The organism is Stenotrophomonas sp. YJH_SMC_120 (genome assembly GCF_059368675.1).
The window spans coordinates 355,813-371,988 of the sequence record NZ_JCAFRY010000001.1; the positions used below are offsets into that span (position 1 = coordinate 355,813).

Annotated in this window: 12 protein-coding genes; all 12 read left to right on the forward strand. The window is 67.1% G+C overall.

Annotation, left to right across the window (positions count from 1 at the left end; all coding sequences use genetic code 11):
* Positions 1-5: 5 nt before the first annotated feature.
* The 12 genes from uppS to AC5P60_RS01955 all read left to right on the forward strand — a co-directional run bounded on the left by uppS (position 6) and on the right by AC5P60_RS01955 (position 16,122).
* Complete coding sequence (gene uppS, locus AC5P60_RS01900) at positions 6-773, forward strand: polyprenyl diphosphate synthase (RefSeq protein WP_005408743.1); 768 nt, start codon at positions 6-8, stop codon at positions 771-773.
* Positions 770-1,606 (forward strand): phosphatidate cytidylyltransferase, encoded by an 837-nt coding sequence (locus tag AC5P60_RS01905; RefSeq protein ID WP_005408742.1) that lies wholly within the window; start codon positions 770-772, stop codon positions 1,604-1,606. The genes uppS and AC5P60_RS01905 overlap by 4 nt, the downstream gene beginning before the upstream one ends.
* A gap of 2 nt (positions 1,607-1,608) precedes the next feature.
* On the forward strand, positions 1,609-2,799 hold the full coding sequence (locus AC5P60_RS01910) for a 1-deoxy-D-xylulose-5-phosphate reductoisomerase (protein ID WP_005408741.1): 1,191 nt from the start codon (positions 1,609-1,611) through the stop codon (positions 2,797-2,799).
* Between the two features lie 55 nt (positions 2,800-2,854).
* A complete protein-coding gene (rseP, locus tag AC5P60_RS01915) occupies positions 2,855-4,213 on the forward strand; it encodes an RIP metalloprotease RseP (RefSeq protein ID WP_483692898.1) in 1,359 nt (452 codons plus the stop codon).
* 74 nt (positions 4,214-4,287) lie between these two features.
* Positions 4,288-6,651: an outer membrane protein assembly factor BamA gene (gene bamA, locus AC5P60_RS01920; protein ID WP_005408739.1), complete on the forward strand. Its 2,364-nt coding sequence runs from the start codon at positions 4,288-4,290 to the stop codon at positions 6,649-6,651.
* A gap of 516 nt (positions 6,652-7,167) precedes the next feature.
* Positions 7,168-8,190, forward strand: coding sequence for a UDP-3-O-(3-hydroxymyristoyl)glucosamine N-acyltransferase (gene lpxD / locus AC5P60_RS01925; protein WP_483692899.1), 1,023 nt, complete (start codon positions 7,168-7,170; stop codon positions 8,188-8,190).
* A complete protein-coding gene (fabZ, locus tag AC5P60_RS01930; protein WP_005408737.1) occupies positions 8,187-8,645 on the forward strand; it encodes a 3-hydroxyacyl-ACP dehydratase FabZ in 459 nt (152 codons plus the stop codon). The genes lpxD and fabZ overlap by 4 nt, the downstream gene beginning before the upstream one ends.
* Positions 8,646-8,661: 16 nt before the next feature.
* On the forward strand, positions 8,662-9,453 hold the full coding sequence (gene lpxA / locus AC5P60_RS01935) for an acyl-ACP--UDP-N-acetylglucosamine O-acyltransferase (RefSeq protein WP_005412736.1): 792 nt from the start codon (positions 8,662-8,664) through the stop codon (positions 9,451-9,453).
* Between the two features lie 53 nt (positions 9,454-9,506).
* Complete coding sequence (gene lpxB, locus AC5P60_RS01940; protein WP_043034888.1) at positions 9,507-10,709, forward strand: lipid-A-disaccharide synthase; 1,203 nt, start codon at positions 9,507-9,509, stop codon at positions 10,707-10,709.
* Complete coding sequence (gene rnhB, locus AC5P60_RS01945) at positions 10,706-11,377, forward strand: ribonuclease HII (RefSeq protein WP_049454734.1); 672 nt, start codon at positions 10,706-10,708, stop codon at positions 11,375-11,377. Before lpxB ends, rnhB begins: the two co-directional genes overlap by 4 nt.
* 228 nt (positions 11,378-11,605) lie before the next feature.
* The gene (gene dnaE, locus AC5P60_RS01950; RefSeq protein ID WP_005412734.1) at positions 11,606-15,196 is read left to right on the forward strand and encodes a DNA polymerase III subunit alpha; all 3,591 of its coding nucleotides are present in this window, start codon (positions 11,606-11,608) and stop codon (positions 15,194-15,196) included.
* 56 nt (positions 15,197-15,252) lie between these two features.
* Entirely contained in the window at positions 15,253-16,122 is an 870-nt protein-coding gene (locus AC5P60_RS01955) for a hypothetical protein (protein ID WP_483692900.1), read from the forward strand.
* Positions 16,123-16,176: the final 54 nt, after the last annotated feature.

The window sequence follows — 16,176 nt, forward strand, 5'->3', positions numbered from 1 at the left end:
AGTCGATGCCTTCAGTCCCGCCTCCGTTGCCGGCCACCCTGCCCCGCCACGTCGCCATCATCATGGATGGCAACGGGCGCTGGGCACAGCAGCGCCGCCGCCCGCGCGTGATCGGCCATCGTGCCGGCGCGCGCGCGGTCAACCGCACCATCGAGCGCTGCCTTGAACTGGGCATTCCGGCGCTGACCCTGTTCGCGTTTTCCAGCGAGAACTGGGGCCGGCCGCAGGAAGAAGTCGACGCCCTGATGAAGCTGTTCCTCGGCGCGCTCGACCGCGAAGTGGACGAACTGCACCGACGCGGCGTGCGCGTACGCTTCATCGGCGAACGCGAGCGCTTTGGTGCCGGACTGGTCAGCCGCATGCAGCTGGCCGAGCAGCGCACCGCCGACAACACCACCCTGACCCTGTCGATCGCCGCCAGTTACGGCGGTCGCCAGGACATCGCCCGTGCCGCGCGCGCACTGGCCGCTGAAGTCGCCGCAGGACGCCTGCTGCCCGAACAGATCGACGAATCGCTGCTGGGCAGCCAGGTCGCCCTGGCCGACCTGCCGCCGCCGGATCTGTTCATCCGCACCGGTGGCGACACCCGCATCAGCAACTTCCTGCTGTGGCAACTGGCCTACACCGAGCTGTGGTTCACCGAGGCGCTGTGGCCGGACTTTGATGCCGCCCTGCTGCAGCAGGCGCTGGATGCCTATGGCAGCCGCGAGCGTCGTTTCGGCCTGACCAGCGCCCAGATCGCCGCACTGGCCACCGAGACCTCCAGCCCATGACCAAGACCCGAGTCCTCGCCGCGCTGATCATGGCGCCGCTCGCCATTGCCGCGATCCTGCTGCTGCCGACGCAATGGCTGGCCGCCGCCGCCGCCGCCGTGCTGCTGATCGGCCTGTGGGAATGGCTGAAGCTGGCCGGCATCGAAGACACCCTCGCGCGCACCGTGCTGCTGGTGCTGAACCTGCTGCTGATGGTGCTGCTGGTGTGGGCCGATGGCAGCACGCTGGTGCTGTTCCAGATCACCACACTGGCAGGTGTTGCCTGGTGGCTGGCGGCGCTGGCCTGGCTGCGCTTCTTCAACTTTGGCGCCCAGCCGACGGCCCCCTCCCGGATCGTGAAGATGCTGGCCGGCACCCTGGCCATCGTTCCTGCCTGGGCAGCGCTGGTACTGATCCACGCTGGCGGTGACCCGCCAGGCAAGCAGGGCCACCTGTGGCTGCTGGCGGCACTGGCACTGGTCTGGGCAGCCGATTCGGGCGCCTATTTCGCCGGCCGTCACTTCGGCAAGCACAAGCTGGCGCCGCGGATTAGCCCCAACAAGACCTGGGAAGGCCTGTTCGGCGGCCTGCTGGCCGGTGTCGCCGTGGCCCTCGGACTGGGCTGGCTGGCCGGCATCGACATCGCGCACCTGCCGGGCCTGCTGATCACCTCGGTGGTGGCCGTATTCGCGTCGGTGCTGGGTGACCTGTTCGAAAGCCTGATCAAGCGCCACGCCGGTGCCAAGGACTCGGGCAACCTGATTCCGGGCCATGGTGGCGTGCTCGACCGCGTCGACGGCGTCCTCGCCGCCGTGCCGGTGTTCGCGCTGGGCAAGGAAATCTTCGGGTTCTGACCATGAATGCTGTCGCAGACCTGCGCCGGGTCGCCGTATACGGCGCCACCGGCTCGATCGGTGCCTCCACGCTGGACGTCATCGCCCGCCACCCGCAGCGCTACCAGGCCACGGTGCTGGCCGCCGGCCGCCAGGTGCAGGCACTGCTGGCCCTGTGCCGCCAGCACAAGCCCGCGCACGCGGTCATCGCCGACGAAGCGCTGTTCACCGAACTGCGCGACGGCCTCCGCGATGCCGGGCTGTCGACCGAGGCCCACGCCGGTCATGCCGCACTGGATCAGCTGGCAGCAAGCGATGCCTGCGACACGGTCGTCGCGGCCATTGTCGGTGCTGCAGGGCTGTCCTCGACCCTCGCCGCCGCTGCGGCCGGCAAGCGCATCCTGCTGGCCAACAAGGAATCGCTGGTACTGGCCGGCGAGCTGCTGACCCGCACCGCCGAGCGCGCCGGCGCCGAGATCATTCCGATCGATAGCGAGCACAGCGCGATCTTCCAGTGCCTGCGTTCGCGCGACGCCAGCATCGACGGCGCCGGCGTGCGCCGCATCCTGCTGACCGCGTCGGGCGGCCCGTTCCGCGGCCGCAGCCGCGCCGAGCTGGCCGAGGTCACCCCGGCCCAGGCCGTGGCTCACCCGAAGTGGTCGATGGGCCCGAAGATCTCGGTCGATTCGGCGACGTTGATGAACAAGGGCCTGGAAGTCATCGAGGCGCACCATCTGTTCTCGGTGCCGGGCGAGCGCATCGAGGTGCTGGTGCACCCGCAGAGCCTGGTCCATTCGCTGGTCGAATTCGTCGACGGCTCGACCCTGGCCCAGATGGGCCTGCCGGACATGCGCACCACCCTGGCGGTCGGCCTGGGCTGGCCGCAGCGCATCGAATCGGGCGTGGCCGGGCTGGACCTGCTGGCGCAGGGCCGGCTGGATTTCGAGGCGCCTGACACCGACGCCTTCCCCTGCCTGGCGCTGGCCTGGCAGGCCATGCAGGCCGGCGGTACTGCCCCGGCGGTGCTGAACGCCGCCAATGAAGAGGCGGTTTCAGCATTTCTTCAGGGCCGGATCGGTTTCCTGACCATCCCGGAGCTGGTTGCTAACGCTCTTTCAACACTGCCGACCCAGCCAGCCGATACACTGGAGGTCCTGTTGTCCGCCGACCAGCGGGCACGCCAGCTCACCCTGAACGCCATCGACGCCGCCTGAACGACCGCCTCGCCCAGCATGACGCCGCCGCCCCTGCCCGCCACTGTGAGCCTGCATGACTGACTTCCTCGGATCGGTCTGGTGGATGATTGTCAGCCTCGGGCTGCTGGTCACGTTCCACGAGTTCGGGCATTACTGGGTCGGCCGCCTCTGTGGGGTCAAGATCCTGCGCTTCTCGGTCGGCTTCGGCCGTCCGCTGTGGTCGCGCCGCGACAGGCACGGCACCGAGTTCGCCATTGCCGCCATCCCGCTGGGTGGCTACGTGAAGTTCCTCGACGAACGTGAGGTCGAGGTCCATCCCCACGAGCGCGGCCAGGCCTTCAACCACAAGACCGTGTGGCAGCGCATCGCCATTGTTGCTGCAGGGCCGATCGCCAATCTGCTGCTGTGCATCCTGCTGCTGTGGGCGATGTTCGTGATCGGCAGGCAGGACTACTCGCCGACGATCGGCCGGGTTGACGGCATCGCCGCCAGCGCCGGCCTGCTCAGCGGTGACCGCGTTCTGCGGGTGGATGAGCGCCAGGTCGCCACCCTGGGCGAGGCCAGCATGGCGCTGACCGCCGCCGCGATGGATCGCCGCGACGTCACGCTTGAGGTACTCGACCCTGCGGACCAGGTGCGCGTGCGCACCCTGCCGCTGTCGCAGCTGCCCGCCGGCTTCGATGAACGACGGGTACCGATCCTGGCCGGCCTGTACTGGCAATCGTGGCTGCAGCCGGCGCTGGTCGACTCGCTCACCGCCGATTCGGTGGTCACCGGGCTGCTGCAGCCGGGCGACCTGATCGTGGCGATCGACGGCCAGCGCATCGACAGCGTCGACCAGGTGATCGGCGAGATCCAGGCCCTCGGCCGTGCCGGAGGCCCCGGCATGATCGAGGTCCTGCGAGGCGGTGAACGCCTTGCACTGGAAGTCACGCCCCGCCAGGGCAAGGATGGCAAGGGCAACCCGGTCTGGCAGATCGGCGTCGGCTTCCCCACCACCTACAGCCCCTCCTACGACACCCTGCTGCGCTATGGGCCGCTGGATGCAGTGACCGTCGCCGTACGTGAAACCGGCCGGCTTGCCGCCGATTCGCTGGGCATGATGGCCCGCATCGTCACCGGCAAAGCCTCGCTGCAGAACGTTTCCGGGCCGGTCACCATCGCCCGCGTGGCCAATGTCTCGGCCAAACGTGGCCTCGACTGGTTCCTGCAGTTCCTTGCCCTGCTGTCACTCAGCCTGTGCATCATCAACCTGTTGCCGATCCCGATCTTGGACGGCGGGCACCTGCTGTATTACCTTATCGAGTTGGTCAAGGGCAGCCCGCTGAGCGAGCGTGCCATCGCCGCCGGCCAATACATCGGCCTGGCGTTGCTGGCCGGGCTGATGGGGTTGGCGTTCTACAACGACATCCTCGGCCTGGTCCCGCGATGAACTTTTCCACGTTGTTGCCGTCTACAGCGTCGGCATCCCGCACCAATGAAATCGACCTTCCTACCGGACGTGACATGACGCGACTCCCCAATCGCCGCCTGCTGGCCCTCGCCCTCGCCGCCGTCACCGGCGCTCCCGCCCTGGCCCAGGCAGCCGAGCCCTTCACTGTCAGCGACATCCGCGTCGATGGCCTGCAGCGCATCAGCTCGGGCACGGTGTTCACCTACCTGCCGGTGGAACGGGGCGAGACGATCACCGACAACAAGGTCGGCGAGACCATCCGCGCGCTGTACAAGACCGGCTTCTTCGAAGACGTGCAGCTGGACCGCCAGGGCAGCATCCTGGTGGTGACCGTCAAGGAACGCCCGGCGATCAACAAGCTGACCGTGACCGGCAACAAGGACATCAAGTCCGAGCAGCTGCTCAAGGGCCTGTCCGACATCGGCCTGACCGAGGGTGGCACCTTCGACCGCCTGAGCCTGGACCGCGTGACCCAGGAACTGCGCCGCCAGTACAACGACCGCGGCAAGTACACCGTCGAGATCACCCCGACCGTGAGCCCGCTGGACCGCAACCGCGTGGACATCGCGATCGCCATCAAGGAAGGCAAGGCGGCCAAGATCCGCCACGTCAACCTGGTCGGCACCGAGAAGTTCGAGAGCAAGGACATCCTGGAGACCTGGGAGTCCAAGGAGCACAACTGGGCGTCGTGGTACCGCCGTGACGACCAGTACTCCAAGGAAAAGCTGTCCGGCGACCTGGAAAAGCTCAACTCGTGGTACCTGGACCGCGGCTACGTCGACTTCAGCATCGATTCCACCCAGGTCTCGATCAGCCCCGACAAGCGCGACATGTTCCTCACCGCGGGCGTGACCGAGGGTGCGCAGTACAAGATCTCCGAGATCAAGGTCAGCGGCGACACCATCCTTCCGCAGGAGGACGTCGAGCGCATGGTGATCCAGAAGCCGGGCGACACGTTCTCGCGTGCCCTGCTGGAATTCAGCTCGGACACCATCACCAACTCGCTGTCCAACATCGGCTACGCGTTCGCCAAAGTGAACCCGATCCCGACCACCAACCGTGCCGAACAGACGGTAGGGATCAACATGCAGGTCGTGCCCGGCCCGCGCGTGTCGGTGCGCCGTATCCTGTTCCGTGGCAACACCCGCACCTCCGACGAAGTGATGCGTCGCGAAATGCGCCAGTTCGAGAACAGCTGGTACTCGCAGGCCGCGATCGACCGCTCCAAGATCCGCCTGCAGCGCCTGGGCTACTTCGAGTCGGTGGACGTCGAGACCCCGGCCGTCAGCGGCAGCAACGACCAGGTCGACGTCGTCTACAACGTCAAGGAAACCACCTCCGGCAGCTTCGTGTTCGGCCTGGGCTATTCGCAGTCCTACGGCATGACCACCTCGGTGCAGCTGTCGCAGAACAACTTCCTCGGCGGCGGCAACCGCGTGTCGGTCGAAGCCTCGCGCAGCAGCTACCTGCAGCGCTACGGCTTCAGCTACACCAACCCGTACTTCACCGACGACGGCGTTTCGCTGGGCTACAACCTGTCCTGGCGTGAACTGGACTACTCCGACTTCAACACCGCGCAGTACAACAGCACCAATGGTTCTGCGCAGGTGGTATTCGGCGTGCCGCTGACCGAGACCGACACCGTCTCGCTGATGTTCGGCATCGACAGCAACCAGATCACGACCTACCGTGGCTCGACCCCGCCCTCGATCATCGATTACATCGATGCGGTCGGTTCGCGCACCTTCCATGCCTGGCGCACGGAACTGGGCTGGGCGCGCGACTCGCGCAACGACTACTTCATGCCGACCCGCGGCACTTACCAGCGCGTCGGCCTGGAAACCACCCTGCCGGGTTCGACCATCGAGTACTACAAGCTGAACTACCAGATCAGCAAGTACTGGCCGATCATGCCGTCGCTGGTGATCAACACCCGCGCCGAAGTGGGCTACGGCGACGCCTACGGCAAGGACTACACCCGTACGATCACCAATGCCGATGGCACCACCCGTACCGTCACCGCCAGCGGCCTGCCGTTCTTCGAAAACTTCTATGCCGGTGGTACCAACTCGGTACGCGGCTTCGAGGACAACACCCTCGGCCCGCGCGAAGCCACCGACGGTTACCCGGAAGGCCAGCCGCTGGGTGGTTCACTGAAGACCGTCGGTTCGGTCGAAGCCTACTTCCCGCGCCTGTTCGACAGCCCGTCTGCACGCGTGTCGGCCTTCGTCGACTTCGGTAACGTCTACAACGGCACCAAGAACTTCAAGGCCAACGAACTGCGCGTCTCCACCGGTGTGGCCCTGCTGTGGCGCGCCCCGGTCGGTCCGATCTCGATCAGCTACGCCTTCCCGCTGAAGAAGGAAGACGGCGACAAGATCGAACGTCTGCAATTTACCTTCGGCGGTCAGTTCTAAGAACTGACCACCGAAGGTGCGCCGCTGCTTGCTGCGCAAGCAGCGGGTCCCGACCTACCTCCTATCCCCCGCGCCATTACGCATGCCATCCATGGCATGCGCCCTTCGGGCCGTTGCATAGCAACGTTGGGAATCGCTCCTGCGATTCCCAGGGGCGCGCTCCCCCTTAACAGAAGGGAGGCTCTCCACCAGACGGGGTGCGAATCGCCGGGCTCTGCCCGGCGTTTTCGTTTAGTCCGGATGCGGGAAGCGCGCACCCCGCTTTTGTTTTTTTCTGTTTTTCCGTGGCTGGCACTCGCGCCAGGCCGTCGGAGGTCGGACGGGGTGGGGCTGCGGGGGTGTGAGCCGCATGGATGCGGCGACCAAGGCTACATGGACGTACTTGCGCCGCCCCCCGCAGTCCCGCCCCGTCCGACCCAGCCCATGACACTGGCTCTGCCGGCCGCGAGGGGCCCTGCCGTTGGCTGCATATGCCCCCCGCATGACCGCAATGGCGTCACACGTTAAACTCCCGCCGTGAATACTCCCACCTACACCGCCCAGCAACTCGCCGAGCAGTTCGGCCTGCAGGTCCATGGCGACCCCGCCACCGCCATCCACGGCGTGGCCACCCTCGCCCACGCCGGTCCTGGCCAGCTGACCTTCCTCGCCAATCCACGCTACCGCGCCCAGCTGGCCGACAGCCAGGCCTCGCTGGTCGTGCTGCGCGCCGACGACGCCGAAGCCGCCCCCGGCGCCGCGCTCGTGGCCAAGGACCCGTACACCTCCTTCGCCAAGATCGCCGCGCTGTTCGACATCGCGCCCACGCGCCCACCGGGCATCCACCCCAGCGCCGTCATCGATCCCAGCGCCCAGGTCGCCGCCAGCGCCCACATCGGCCCCTTCGTCTCCATCGGCGCGCGCAGCGTGGTCGGCGAGAACTGCATCATCGGCACCGGCAGCGTGATCGGCGAAGACTGCAGCCTGGACAGCGGCTGCGAACTGATCGCCCGGGTCACCCTGGTCACCCGGGTCAAGCTCGGCAAGCGCGTGCGCGTGCACCCCGGTGCCGTGCTCGGTGCCGATGGCTTCGGCCTGGCGATGGACGCCGGCAAGTGGATCAAGGTGCCGCAGCTCGGCGGCGTGCGCATCGGCGACGATTGCGAAATCGGCGCCAACACCTGCGTCGACCGTGGTGCACTGGAAGACACCGTGCTGGACGAAGACGTGCGCCTGGACAACCTGGTACAGATCGCGCACAACGTGCAGATCGGCGCGCACTCGGCCATCGCCGGCTGCACCGGCATCGCCGGCAGCGCCAGGATCGGCCGCTACTGCCTGCTCGGTGGCCACGTCGGCGTGGTCGGCCACCTCGAGATCTGCGACAAGGTCGTGATCACCGGCAAGTCGGTGGTCCGCAATTCCATCCATGAGCCGGGCGAGTACTCGTCCGGCACCCCGTTGACCGACAACCGCACGTGGCGCAAGAACGCCGCGCGCTTCAAGCAGCTGGACGCATTGGCTCGCCGCGTCCTGGCTGCTGGCAAGGAGAAAGAATGAACGACACGCTGCAGCTTCCGATCGACGTCTGCCAGATCCAGGAACTGCTCCCGCACCGCTACCCGTTCCTGCTGGTGGACCGGGTGCTTGAGCTCGACATCGACGCCAAGCGCATCCTGGCGCAGAAGAACGTCAGCATCAACGAGCCGTTCTTCCAGGGTCACTTCCCGGGCCGCCCGATCATGCCCGGCGTGCTGATCATCGAAGCGCTGGCCCAGGCCGGTGGCGTGATGACCCAGCTGACGCTTGGCCGCGATGCGCAGTCCAAGCTGTTCTACATGGTCAAGGTGGAAAACGCCCGCTTCAACAAGCAGGTCGTGCCCGGCGACGTGCTGATGCTGGATGTGCAGATGAAGCGCCTGATCCGCAACATGGGCTGGTACTACGGCGAGGCCAAGGTCAACGGTGAAGTCGTTGCCTCGGCCGAGGTCATGTGCGCCGGTGCCAAGGGCTGATCCACGGGAGGCAGCAATGACTGACAACGCACCACGGATCCACCCGACTGCCGTCATCGATCCGGCCGCGCGCCTGGCCGACGACGTCCAGGTCGGCGCGTTCACCCTGATCGGTGCCGATGTGGAAATCGGCGCCGGCACAGTGGTCGGCCCCCATTGCAGCATCCACGGCCCGACCAGGATCGGCCGTGACAACCGCTTCATCGGTCACGCCGCGATCGGTGGCGAGCCGCAGGACAAGAAGTTTGCCGGCGAACGCACCGAACTGGTGATCGGCGACCGCAACGTGTTCCGCGAGTTCGTCACCCTGAACCGTGGCACCGGCGGCGGCGGCGGCATCACCACGATCGGCAACGACAACTGGATGCTGGCCTACACGCACGTGGCGCACGACTGCCATGTCGGCAACTTCTGCGTGTTCTCCAACAACACCACCCTGGCCGGCCACGTGACCGTGGGCGACTACGTGATCATCAGCGGCTTCGCCGGTGCCCACCAGTTCTGCCGCATCGGTGCCCACGCCTTCCTCGGCATGGGCGCGCTGACCAACGGCGACGTTCCGCCGTTCACCATGGTCGGCACCGATTCGCTGGGCCGCCCGCGCGGCATCAACAGCGAAGGGCTGAAGCGTCGTGGCTTCGACGCCGAGCGCATCTCCGCCATCAAGCGCGCCTACCGCACCCTGTACGTGGCGGGCCTGCCGCTGGCCGAAGCCAAGGTGCAGCTGACCGAACAGGCACGCGACAGCGATGACGTGAAGGCCATGCTGGACTTCATCGAGCACGCTGAGAGGCCCTTGCTGCGATGAGCAGCACGACCGGCCAGGCGCCGGCCGGCGCCGCCGTGATTCCGCTGGCCTCGATGGCCGGCAGCGTCCCCGCGCAGCGGGTGCTCAGCGAGCGCCCGCTGCGGATCGCTCTGGTGGCCGGTGAGGCCTCCGGTGACCTGCTGGGTGCGGGCCTGGTGCGCGAGCTGAAGGCACGCTTTCCGAATGCCGAATTCGCCGGCATCGGTGGCGATGCCATGCGCAGCGCCGGCTGCCTGACCTGGCACGATGCCAGCGAGCTGGCGGTGATGGGCCTGACCGAAGTGCTGCGCCACCTGCCACGCCTGCTGAAACTGCGTTCCGCGTTCCGCCAGCGTGCACTGGAATGGCAACCGGACGTGTTCATCGGCATCGACGCGCCCGACTTCAACCTGGGCATCGAACGCTGGCTGAAGCAGCGCGGCGTGCGCACTGTGCACTACGTCAGCCCCTCGGTCTGGGCCTGGCGCGAGAAGCGCGCCGAGAAGATCGGCAGCAGCGCCGACCTGGTGCTGTGCCTGTTCCCGATGGAACCCCCGATCTATGCCAGGCACGGCATCGACGCGCGCTTCGTTGGCCATCCGATGGCCGATGACATCCCCCTGCAGGGCAACCGCGAGGAAGCGCGCGCCGCGCTTGGCCTGCCGACCTCGGCCAAGGTGCTGGCGGTGCTGCCAGGCAGCCGCCTGGGCGAAATCTCGCGCCTCGGTGAACCGTTCTTCGAGGCCGCCTGGCAGGTCTCCGAGCGCATCCCCGGCCTGCACGTGGTAGTGCCTGCCGCCAACCCGGCCTGCAAGCGCCTGATCGAAGAGCAGCTGTCACGCTCGGCGCTGCCGGTAGCCTTCTCGCATGTACTCGACGGTGAGGCGCGCAACGCGATGATCGCCGCCGATGTGGTGGTGCTGGCCTCGGGCACCGCGACGCTGGAGGCGATGCTGGTCAAGCGGCCGATGGTGGTCGGTTACCGCGTCAACGAGCTGACCTACCGCCTGGTCAAGGCGCTGGGCCTGATCAAGGTCGACCGCTTTGCCCTGCCCAACATCCTGGCGGGCCAGGACCTGGCACCGGAACTGATGCAGCACGACTGCACGCCGGACAAGCTGGCGGCGGCCATCCAGCAATGGTTCGACCACCCGCAGCGGGTGACCGACCTGCAGGACACCTATGCCCGCCTGCATCAACGACTGCGCCGCAATGCCTCGGCCCGCGCGGCCGACGCTGTGGGCGAGCTGTTGATGCGCGACCAGGCCCAGGCATGAGCCGCCGCCATGCCGCAGCGGCCAGCCTGGCCCTGTTCGACGGTGCTGCCGTGGTCGAGCCGGAGCGTCTGGTCGCCGGCGTCGACGAAGCCGGCCGCGGTCCGCTGGCCGGACCGGTCGCGGTGGCGGCGGTGGTGTTCGACCCGGCACGGCCACGCATCAACGGCCTGGACGATTCCAAGCAACTCACCGCAGCCCGCCGCGAGCAACTGCATGACCGCATCATCGAACGTGCCCTGGCCTGGCACGTGGTGCTGGTGGACGTGGACACCATCGACCGCCTGAACATCTACCAGGCCACCCTGCAGGGCATGCGTGACGTCGTTGCAGCGGTCGCCCACGTGGCCGGCTTCGCCCGCATCGACGGCAACGTGGTGCCCAAGGGCCTGGTACTGCCGGCGCAGGCGCTGGTCGGCGGTGATGGCATCGACCGCGCGATCATGGCCGCCTCGATCCTGGCCAAGGTCTCGCGCGACCGCTACATGCAGGACGTGCATGCCCGCCACCCGCAGTACGGCTTCGAGCAGCACAAGGGCTACGGCACCCCGGCCCATCTGGCCGCCCTGCGCGAGCACGGCCCCTGCATGGAGCACCGGCGCAGCTTCGCCCCGGTGCGCGAGTGCCTGGAAAACCCGGCAGCTGTGACCGCAGACAACGCAATCGCCTGAATCGCCTGAACGGTCGCTGCACCCGGCTGCGAAAGCAGGGTCAAGCGGGGCCCGCGGTTCGCCTGCGAACCGTGGGGAGCGATAGCGCGGATGCGATATCGCATGCCGTCAAGAGCTTGTCGCGCCCTCCAGCCCTCGCTACCCTGACCGGGCACTCCAGCGCTTCCCGACCCCGGCGACGATTCCCCCGTCAGCACCCGGGGCCCGCGCGCTCCAACCTGGTCCGGCATGTCCAACTCCCGCTTCGTACATCTCCACGTCCACACCGAGTTCTCGCTGGCGGACTCCACCATCCGTGTGCCGGCCAAGCCGGACCAGGCGGACCCGAAGAAGGCCAAGCAGGCCAACCTGCTGTCACGCTCGGTCGAACTCGGCCTGCCCGCGCTGGCGGTGACCGACCTCAACAACCTGTTCGCCCTGGTCAAGTTCTACAAGGCGGCCGAAGGCGTGGGCATCAAGCCTATCGCCGGCGCCGACGTGCTGATCGCCGAGGAAGGGCAGGATCCGTGGCGGATGACCCTGCTGTGCCGCGACCGCGAGGGCTACCTGAGCCTGTCGCGGCTGCTGACCCGCGCGTGGATGGAAGGCCATCGCCCCGAAGGCGGCGTGGCCATCCATCCGGACTGGCTGAAGGCCGGCAACGCCAACCTGTTCGCGCTGGCCGGCCGGCAGAGCCTGGCCGGGCGCCTGGCGCTGGACGGCAAGCATGAACTGGCCGAGCAGCAGCTGGCCGATTGGCAGCGCGTGTTCGGCGATGGCCTGCACCTGGAGCTGACCCGCACCGGCCGCGAGGGCGAGGAAACCTTCAACCAGTTCGCGCTGATGGCCGCCGGCCAGCGTGGCCTGCCGGTGGTGGCCAGCAATGATGTGCGCTTCCTGGCGCCCACCGATTTCAGCGCGCACGAAGCGCGCGTGTGCATTTCCACCGGCCGCGTGCTGGACGACCCCAAGCGCCCGCGCGAGTACAGCGACCAGCAGTACCTGAAATCGGCCGAAGAGATGTGTGCGCTGTTCGCCGACATTCCCGATGCCATCGACAACACGCTGGCGCTGGCCGAGCGCTGCAACATCGAGATGCGGCTGGGCACCTACTTCCTGCCCAATTACCCGGTGCCCGACGACGAGACCCTGGATACCTGGATCCAGAAGATGTCGCGCGACGGCCTGGAAGAGCGCCTGGAGAAGAATCCGCTGGCGCCGGGCAAGACCCGCGAAGATTATTTCGAGCGCCTGGAGTTCGAGCTCAACACCATCATCAAGATGGGTTTCCCCGGCTACTTCCTGATCGTGGCCGACTTCATCCAGTGGGGCAAGAACCAGGGCATCCCGATCGGCCCGGGCCGTGGTTCGGGTGCCGGTTCGCTGGTGGCGTGGGCGCTGAAGATCACCGATCTGGACCCACTGCCGTACAACCTGCTGTTCGAGCGCTTCCTGAACCCGGAACGCGTGTCGATGCCCGACTTCGACATCGACTTCTGCATGGACCGCCGCGACGAGGTGATCGACTACGTCGCGCGCAAGTACGGGCGCGAGCGCGTCAGCCAGATCATCACCTACGGCACCATGGCCGCCAAGGCGGTGGTGCGCGACTCCGGGCGCGTGCTCGGCTTCCCGTACGGCCTGGTCGACGGTGTTTCCAAGCTGATCCCGAACATCCTCGGCATCCACCTGAAGGATGCACTGGGCAAGGGCAAGGAAGGCCCCAGCTCGGAAATGGCGTCGCCGGAACTGATCCAGCGCTACGAGACCGAGGACGATGTCCGCGACCTGATCGACCTGGCGCTGCAGCTGGAAGACCTGACCCGCAACGCCGGCAAGCACGCTGGTGGCGTGGTGATCGGGCCCGAACCGCTGAGCGAGTTCTGCCCGCTGTACGCCGAACACGACGAGAACGGCCTCGGCAAGAACCCGGTCACCCAGTTCGACAAGAACGACGTGGAAGAAGTGGGCCTGGTGAAGTTCGACTTCCTCGGCCTGCGCACGCTGACCATCATCGACTGGGCGGTGAAGGCGATCAACAAGCGCCATGAGCGCGCCGGCATTCCGCCGGTGGACATCGCCGCGATTCCGCTGGACGACACGCCCACCTACAAGGACATCTTCGCCAACGGCAATACGGGCGCAGTGTTCCAGTTCGAATCCTCGGGCATGCGCCGCCTGCTGAAGGACGCGCGCCCCGATCGTTTCGAAGACCTGATCGCGCTGGTGTCGTTGTACCGCCCCGGCCCGATGGACCTGATTCCCTCCTTCAATGCGCGTAAGCACGGCCAGGAAGAAATCATCTATCCCGATCCGCGCACCGAAGCGATCCTGAAGGACACCTACGGCATCATGGTGTACCAGGAGCAGGTGATGCAGATGGCGCAGATCGTCGGCGGCTACTCGCTGGGCGGCGCCGACCTGCTGCGCCGTGCGATGGGCAAGAAGGTGCCGGCCGAAATGGCCAAGCACCGCGAGATCTTCCGCGAAGGCGCGGCCAAGGACGGCGTGGACGAAGCCAAGGCCGACGCGATCTTCGACCTGATGGAGAAGTTCGCCGGCTACGGCTTCAACAAGTCGCACGCCGCCGCCTACGCGCTGGTCAGTTACCAGACCGCATGGCTGAAACGCCATTACCCGGCCGAGTTCATGGCGGCCACGCTGTCGTCCGATCTGGACAACACCGACAAGGTGGTCGGCTTCCTCGACGAGGTGCGCAACCTCGGCCTGACCGTGCTGCCGCCCAAGGTGAACCAGTCGGCCTTCATGTTCGAAGCGGTGACCCCGGACACCATCCAGTACGGCCTCGGTGCGATCAAGGGCGTCGGCCAGGGTGCCTGCGAGGCGGTGGTCGAGGAGCGACTGAAGGGCGGCCCGTTCAAGGACCTGCTCGACTTCTGCACCCGCGTCGGCTCGGCCAAGCTCAACCGGCGCACGCTGGAAGCGATGATCAACTGTGGTGCGTTGGACGAGCTTGGCCGCAACCGTGCCTCGCTGATGCTGCAGCTGCCGGAGGTGATCAAGGCTACCGACCAGATGGCCCGCGAGCGCGCTTCGGGACAGAACTCGCTGTTCGGTGGCCCGGACCCGAGCGCGACCACGATCCAGCTGGACCTGCCCGAAGCCGAAGAATGGCCGCTGCTGCAGCGCCTCAACGGCGAGCGCGACACGCTGGGCTTCTATCTCAGTGGCCACCCGTTCGATCCATGGCGCGACGATGTACGCGATCTGGTCGGCAACGACCTGGGTTCGGTGGAGAAGATCTGGAGCGCCAACAGCGGTGGTGGCGGCGGCGGCGAAAAGCGCTGGCGCCCGGAAGTACAGACCGTGCTGGCCGGCCAGGTGGTCGGTGTGCGTCGCAAGGGCGAGAGCCAGATCTTCATCCAGCTGGAAGATGGCCGCGGCCGCGTCGAGTGCAGCGCGTTCTCCGACGCGATGGCCGAGTTCGGGCACCTGATGACCAAGGACCGCATCCTGGTGGTCAAGGGCGGCCTGCGCGAGGACGAGTTCAACGGCGGCTACGCATTGCGCATCCGCCAGTGCTGGGACTTCGACGAAGTCTGCGCCAACTACGCCACGCGGCTGTCGCTGCGCCTGGACCTGCGCCAGCAGCGCCCGGTCTGGGAGCGCGTCAATGCGCTGCTGGACCGCCATCGCCCGGGGCGCACGCCGCTGCGCCTGGACCTGCTGCTGAAGGGCCCGCACGGCGGCGTCGCCGGTATGCTCGATGTGTCCGGGCAGAGCGCGGTGCGCATCGATTCCAAGTTGATGGAGGCGCTGCGCGCCGACCCCGCCGTGCGCACGCTGAAAGTGCGCTACAGCCCACCGTGGGCCAGCTGAGGTCGGCTCCTCCGTATTCCTGTTTTTCCCGTTCCAGTCATCAAGGACGATTGCCAATGAAGACCCTGCTGTTCCCGTTCGCCGCCGCGCTGGCCCTGGCCGCCTGCTCGCCATCGAAGGTCGAGTTCCAGATCGACAACCCGACCGATGCGCCGCTGGCCCTGAGCATCGATGGCAAGGACCTGCCGGTGGCCGCACAGGGCTCGCGCCCGATCTCGCTGGCCATCGGCGAGCACCGCCTGCACACCGACAAGCTCGGCGACGTGCGCTTCATCGTCTACGTCGACGGTCGTGGCGGCCTGATCAATCCGACCCTCAGCGAGTACGTGATCGCCCGCGAGGTCTATGTCACCGACGAGAGCAAGCTGAAGAACTTCGGCGTCGGCAACAAGGGCATCGAACTTGGCGGGGTCGACTTCGAAGGCCCGTTCGAGAAGAGCCACGACCTGTTCATCGACAAGAGCTGGACCTACGGCGTGCGCGAACCCTTCCCGAAGGAAAAGGTGGTGGCCCACGTCGACGCCAGCGGTGGCCAGATCGTGGCCAAGGTGTTCACCGCGCCAGACTTCATCGCTTACGTGGAAGAAGGCATGGGCGAGCCCGGCGCCTTCAAGCGCGAGCAGCCGGCCGGCTACGTGGCCCCGGCGTTCAGCCTGGAACCGGCCCCGGCCAGCCTGCCGGCGCTGGTGCCCGCCTTCGAGGCCCACGCCGCGCCGCTGCGCGAGGTCTATGCGCGCTGGCTGAAGGCGACCACCGCCGATGAACAGAAGGCGCTGCGCAAGCAGGACTTCGCCGCGCAGATGGCCTTCACCTCGGCCACCGCCACCCTGGGCAGCGGGCTGGGCCGTGACGCCAACGAGGCCTACAACGACTTCGTTTCCCAGCGCAGCCAGCTGATGGGCCGCAGCGCCCTGGTGGTGCCCTGAGCTGACTGGCGCGCCCCGCCCGGCTGCGCTACCGTCGCCTTCCAGACGAAGGCG

Excerpts from the sequence above, each read along its gene's own strand:
- uppS (WP_005408743.1), top strand. The coding sequence starts at position 6 with ATGCCTTCAGTCCCGCCTCCGTTGCCGGCCACCCTGCCCCGCCACGTC.
- bamA (WP_005408739.1), top strand. The coding sequence starts at position 4,288 with ATGACGCGACTCCCCAATCGCCGCCTGCTGGCCCTCGCCCTCGCCGCC.
- fabZ (WP_005408737.1), top strand. The coding sequence starts at position 8,187 with ATGAACGACACGCTGCAGCTTCCGATCGACGTCTGCCAGATCCAGGAA.
- lpxA (WP_005412736.1), top strand. The coding sequence starts at position 8,662 with ATGACTGACAACGCACCACGGATCCACCCGACTGCCGTCATCGATCCG.
- AC5P60_RS01905 (WP_005408742.1), top strand. The coding sequence starts at position 770 with ATGACCAAGACCCGAGTCCTCGCCGCGCTGATCATGGCGCCGCTCGCC.
- lpxB (WP_043034888.1), top strand. The coding sequence starts at position 9,507 with ATGGCCGGCAGCGTCCCCGCGCAGCGGGTGCTCAGCGAGCGCCCGCTG.
- dnaE (WP_005412734.1), top strand. The coding sequence starts at position 11,606 with ATGTCCAACTCCCGCTTCGTACATCTCCACGTCCACACCGAGTTCTCG.
- rseP (WP_483692898.1), top strand. The coding sequence starts at position 2,855 with ATGACTGACTTCCTCGGATCGGTCTGGTGGATGATTGTCAGCCTCGGG.
- AC5P60_RS01910 (WP_005408741.1), top strand. The coding sequence starts at position 1,609 with ATGAATGCTGTCGCAGACCTGCGCCGGGTCGCCGTATACGGCGCCACC.
- rnhB (WP_049454734.1), top strand. The coding sequence starts at position 10,706 with ATGAGCCGCCGCCATGCCGCAGCGGCCAGCCTGGCCCTGTTCGACGGT.
- AC5P60_RS01955 (WP_483692900.1), top strand. The coding sequence starts at position 15,253 with ATGAAGACCCTGCTGTTCCCGTTCGCCGCCGCGCTGGCCCTGGCCGCC.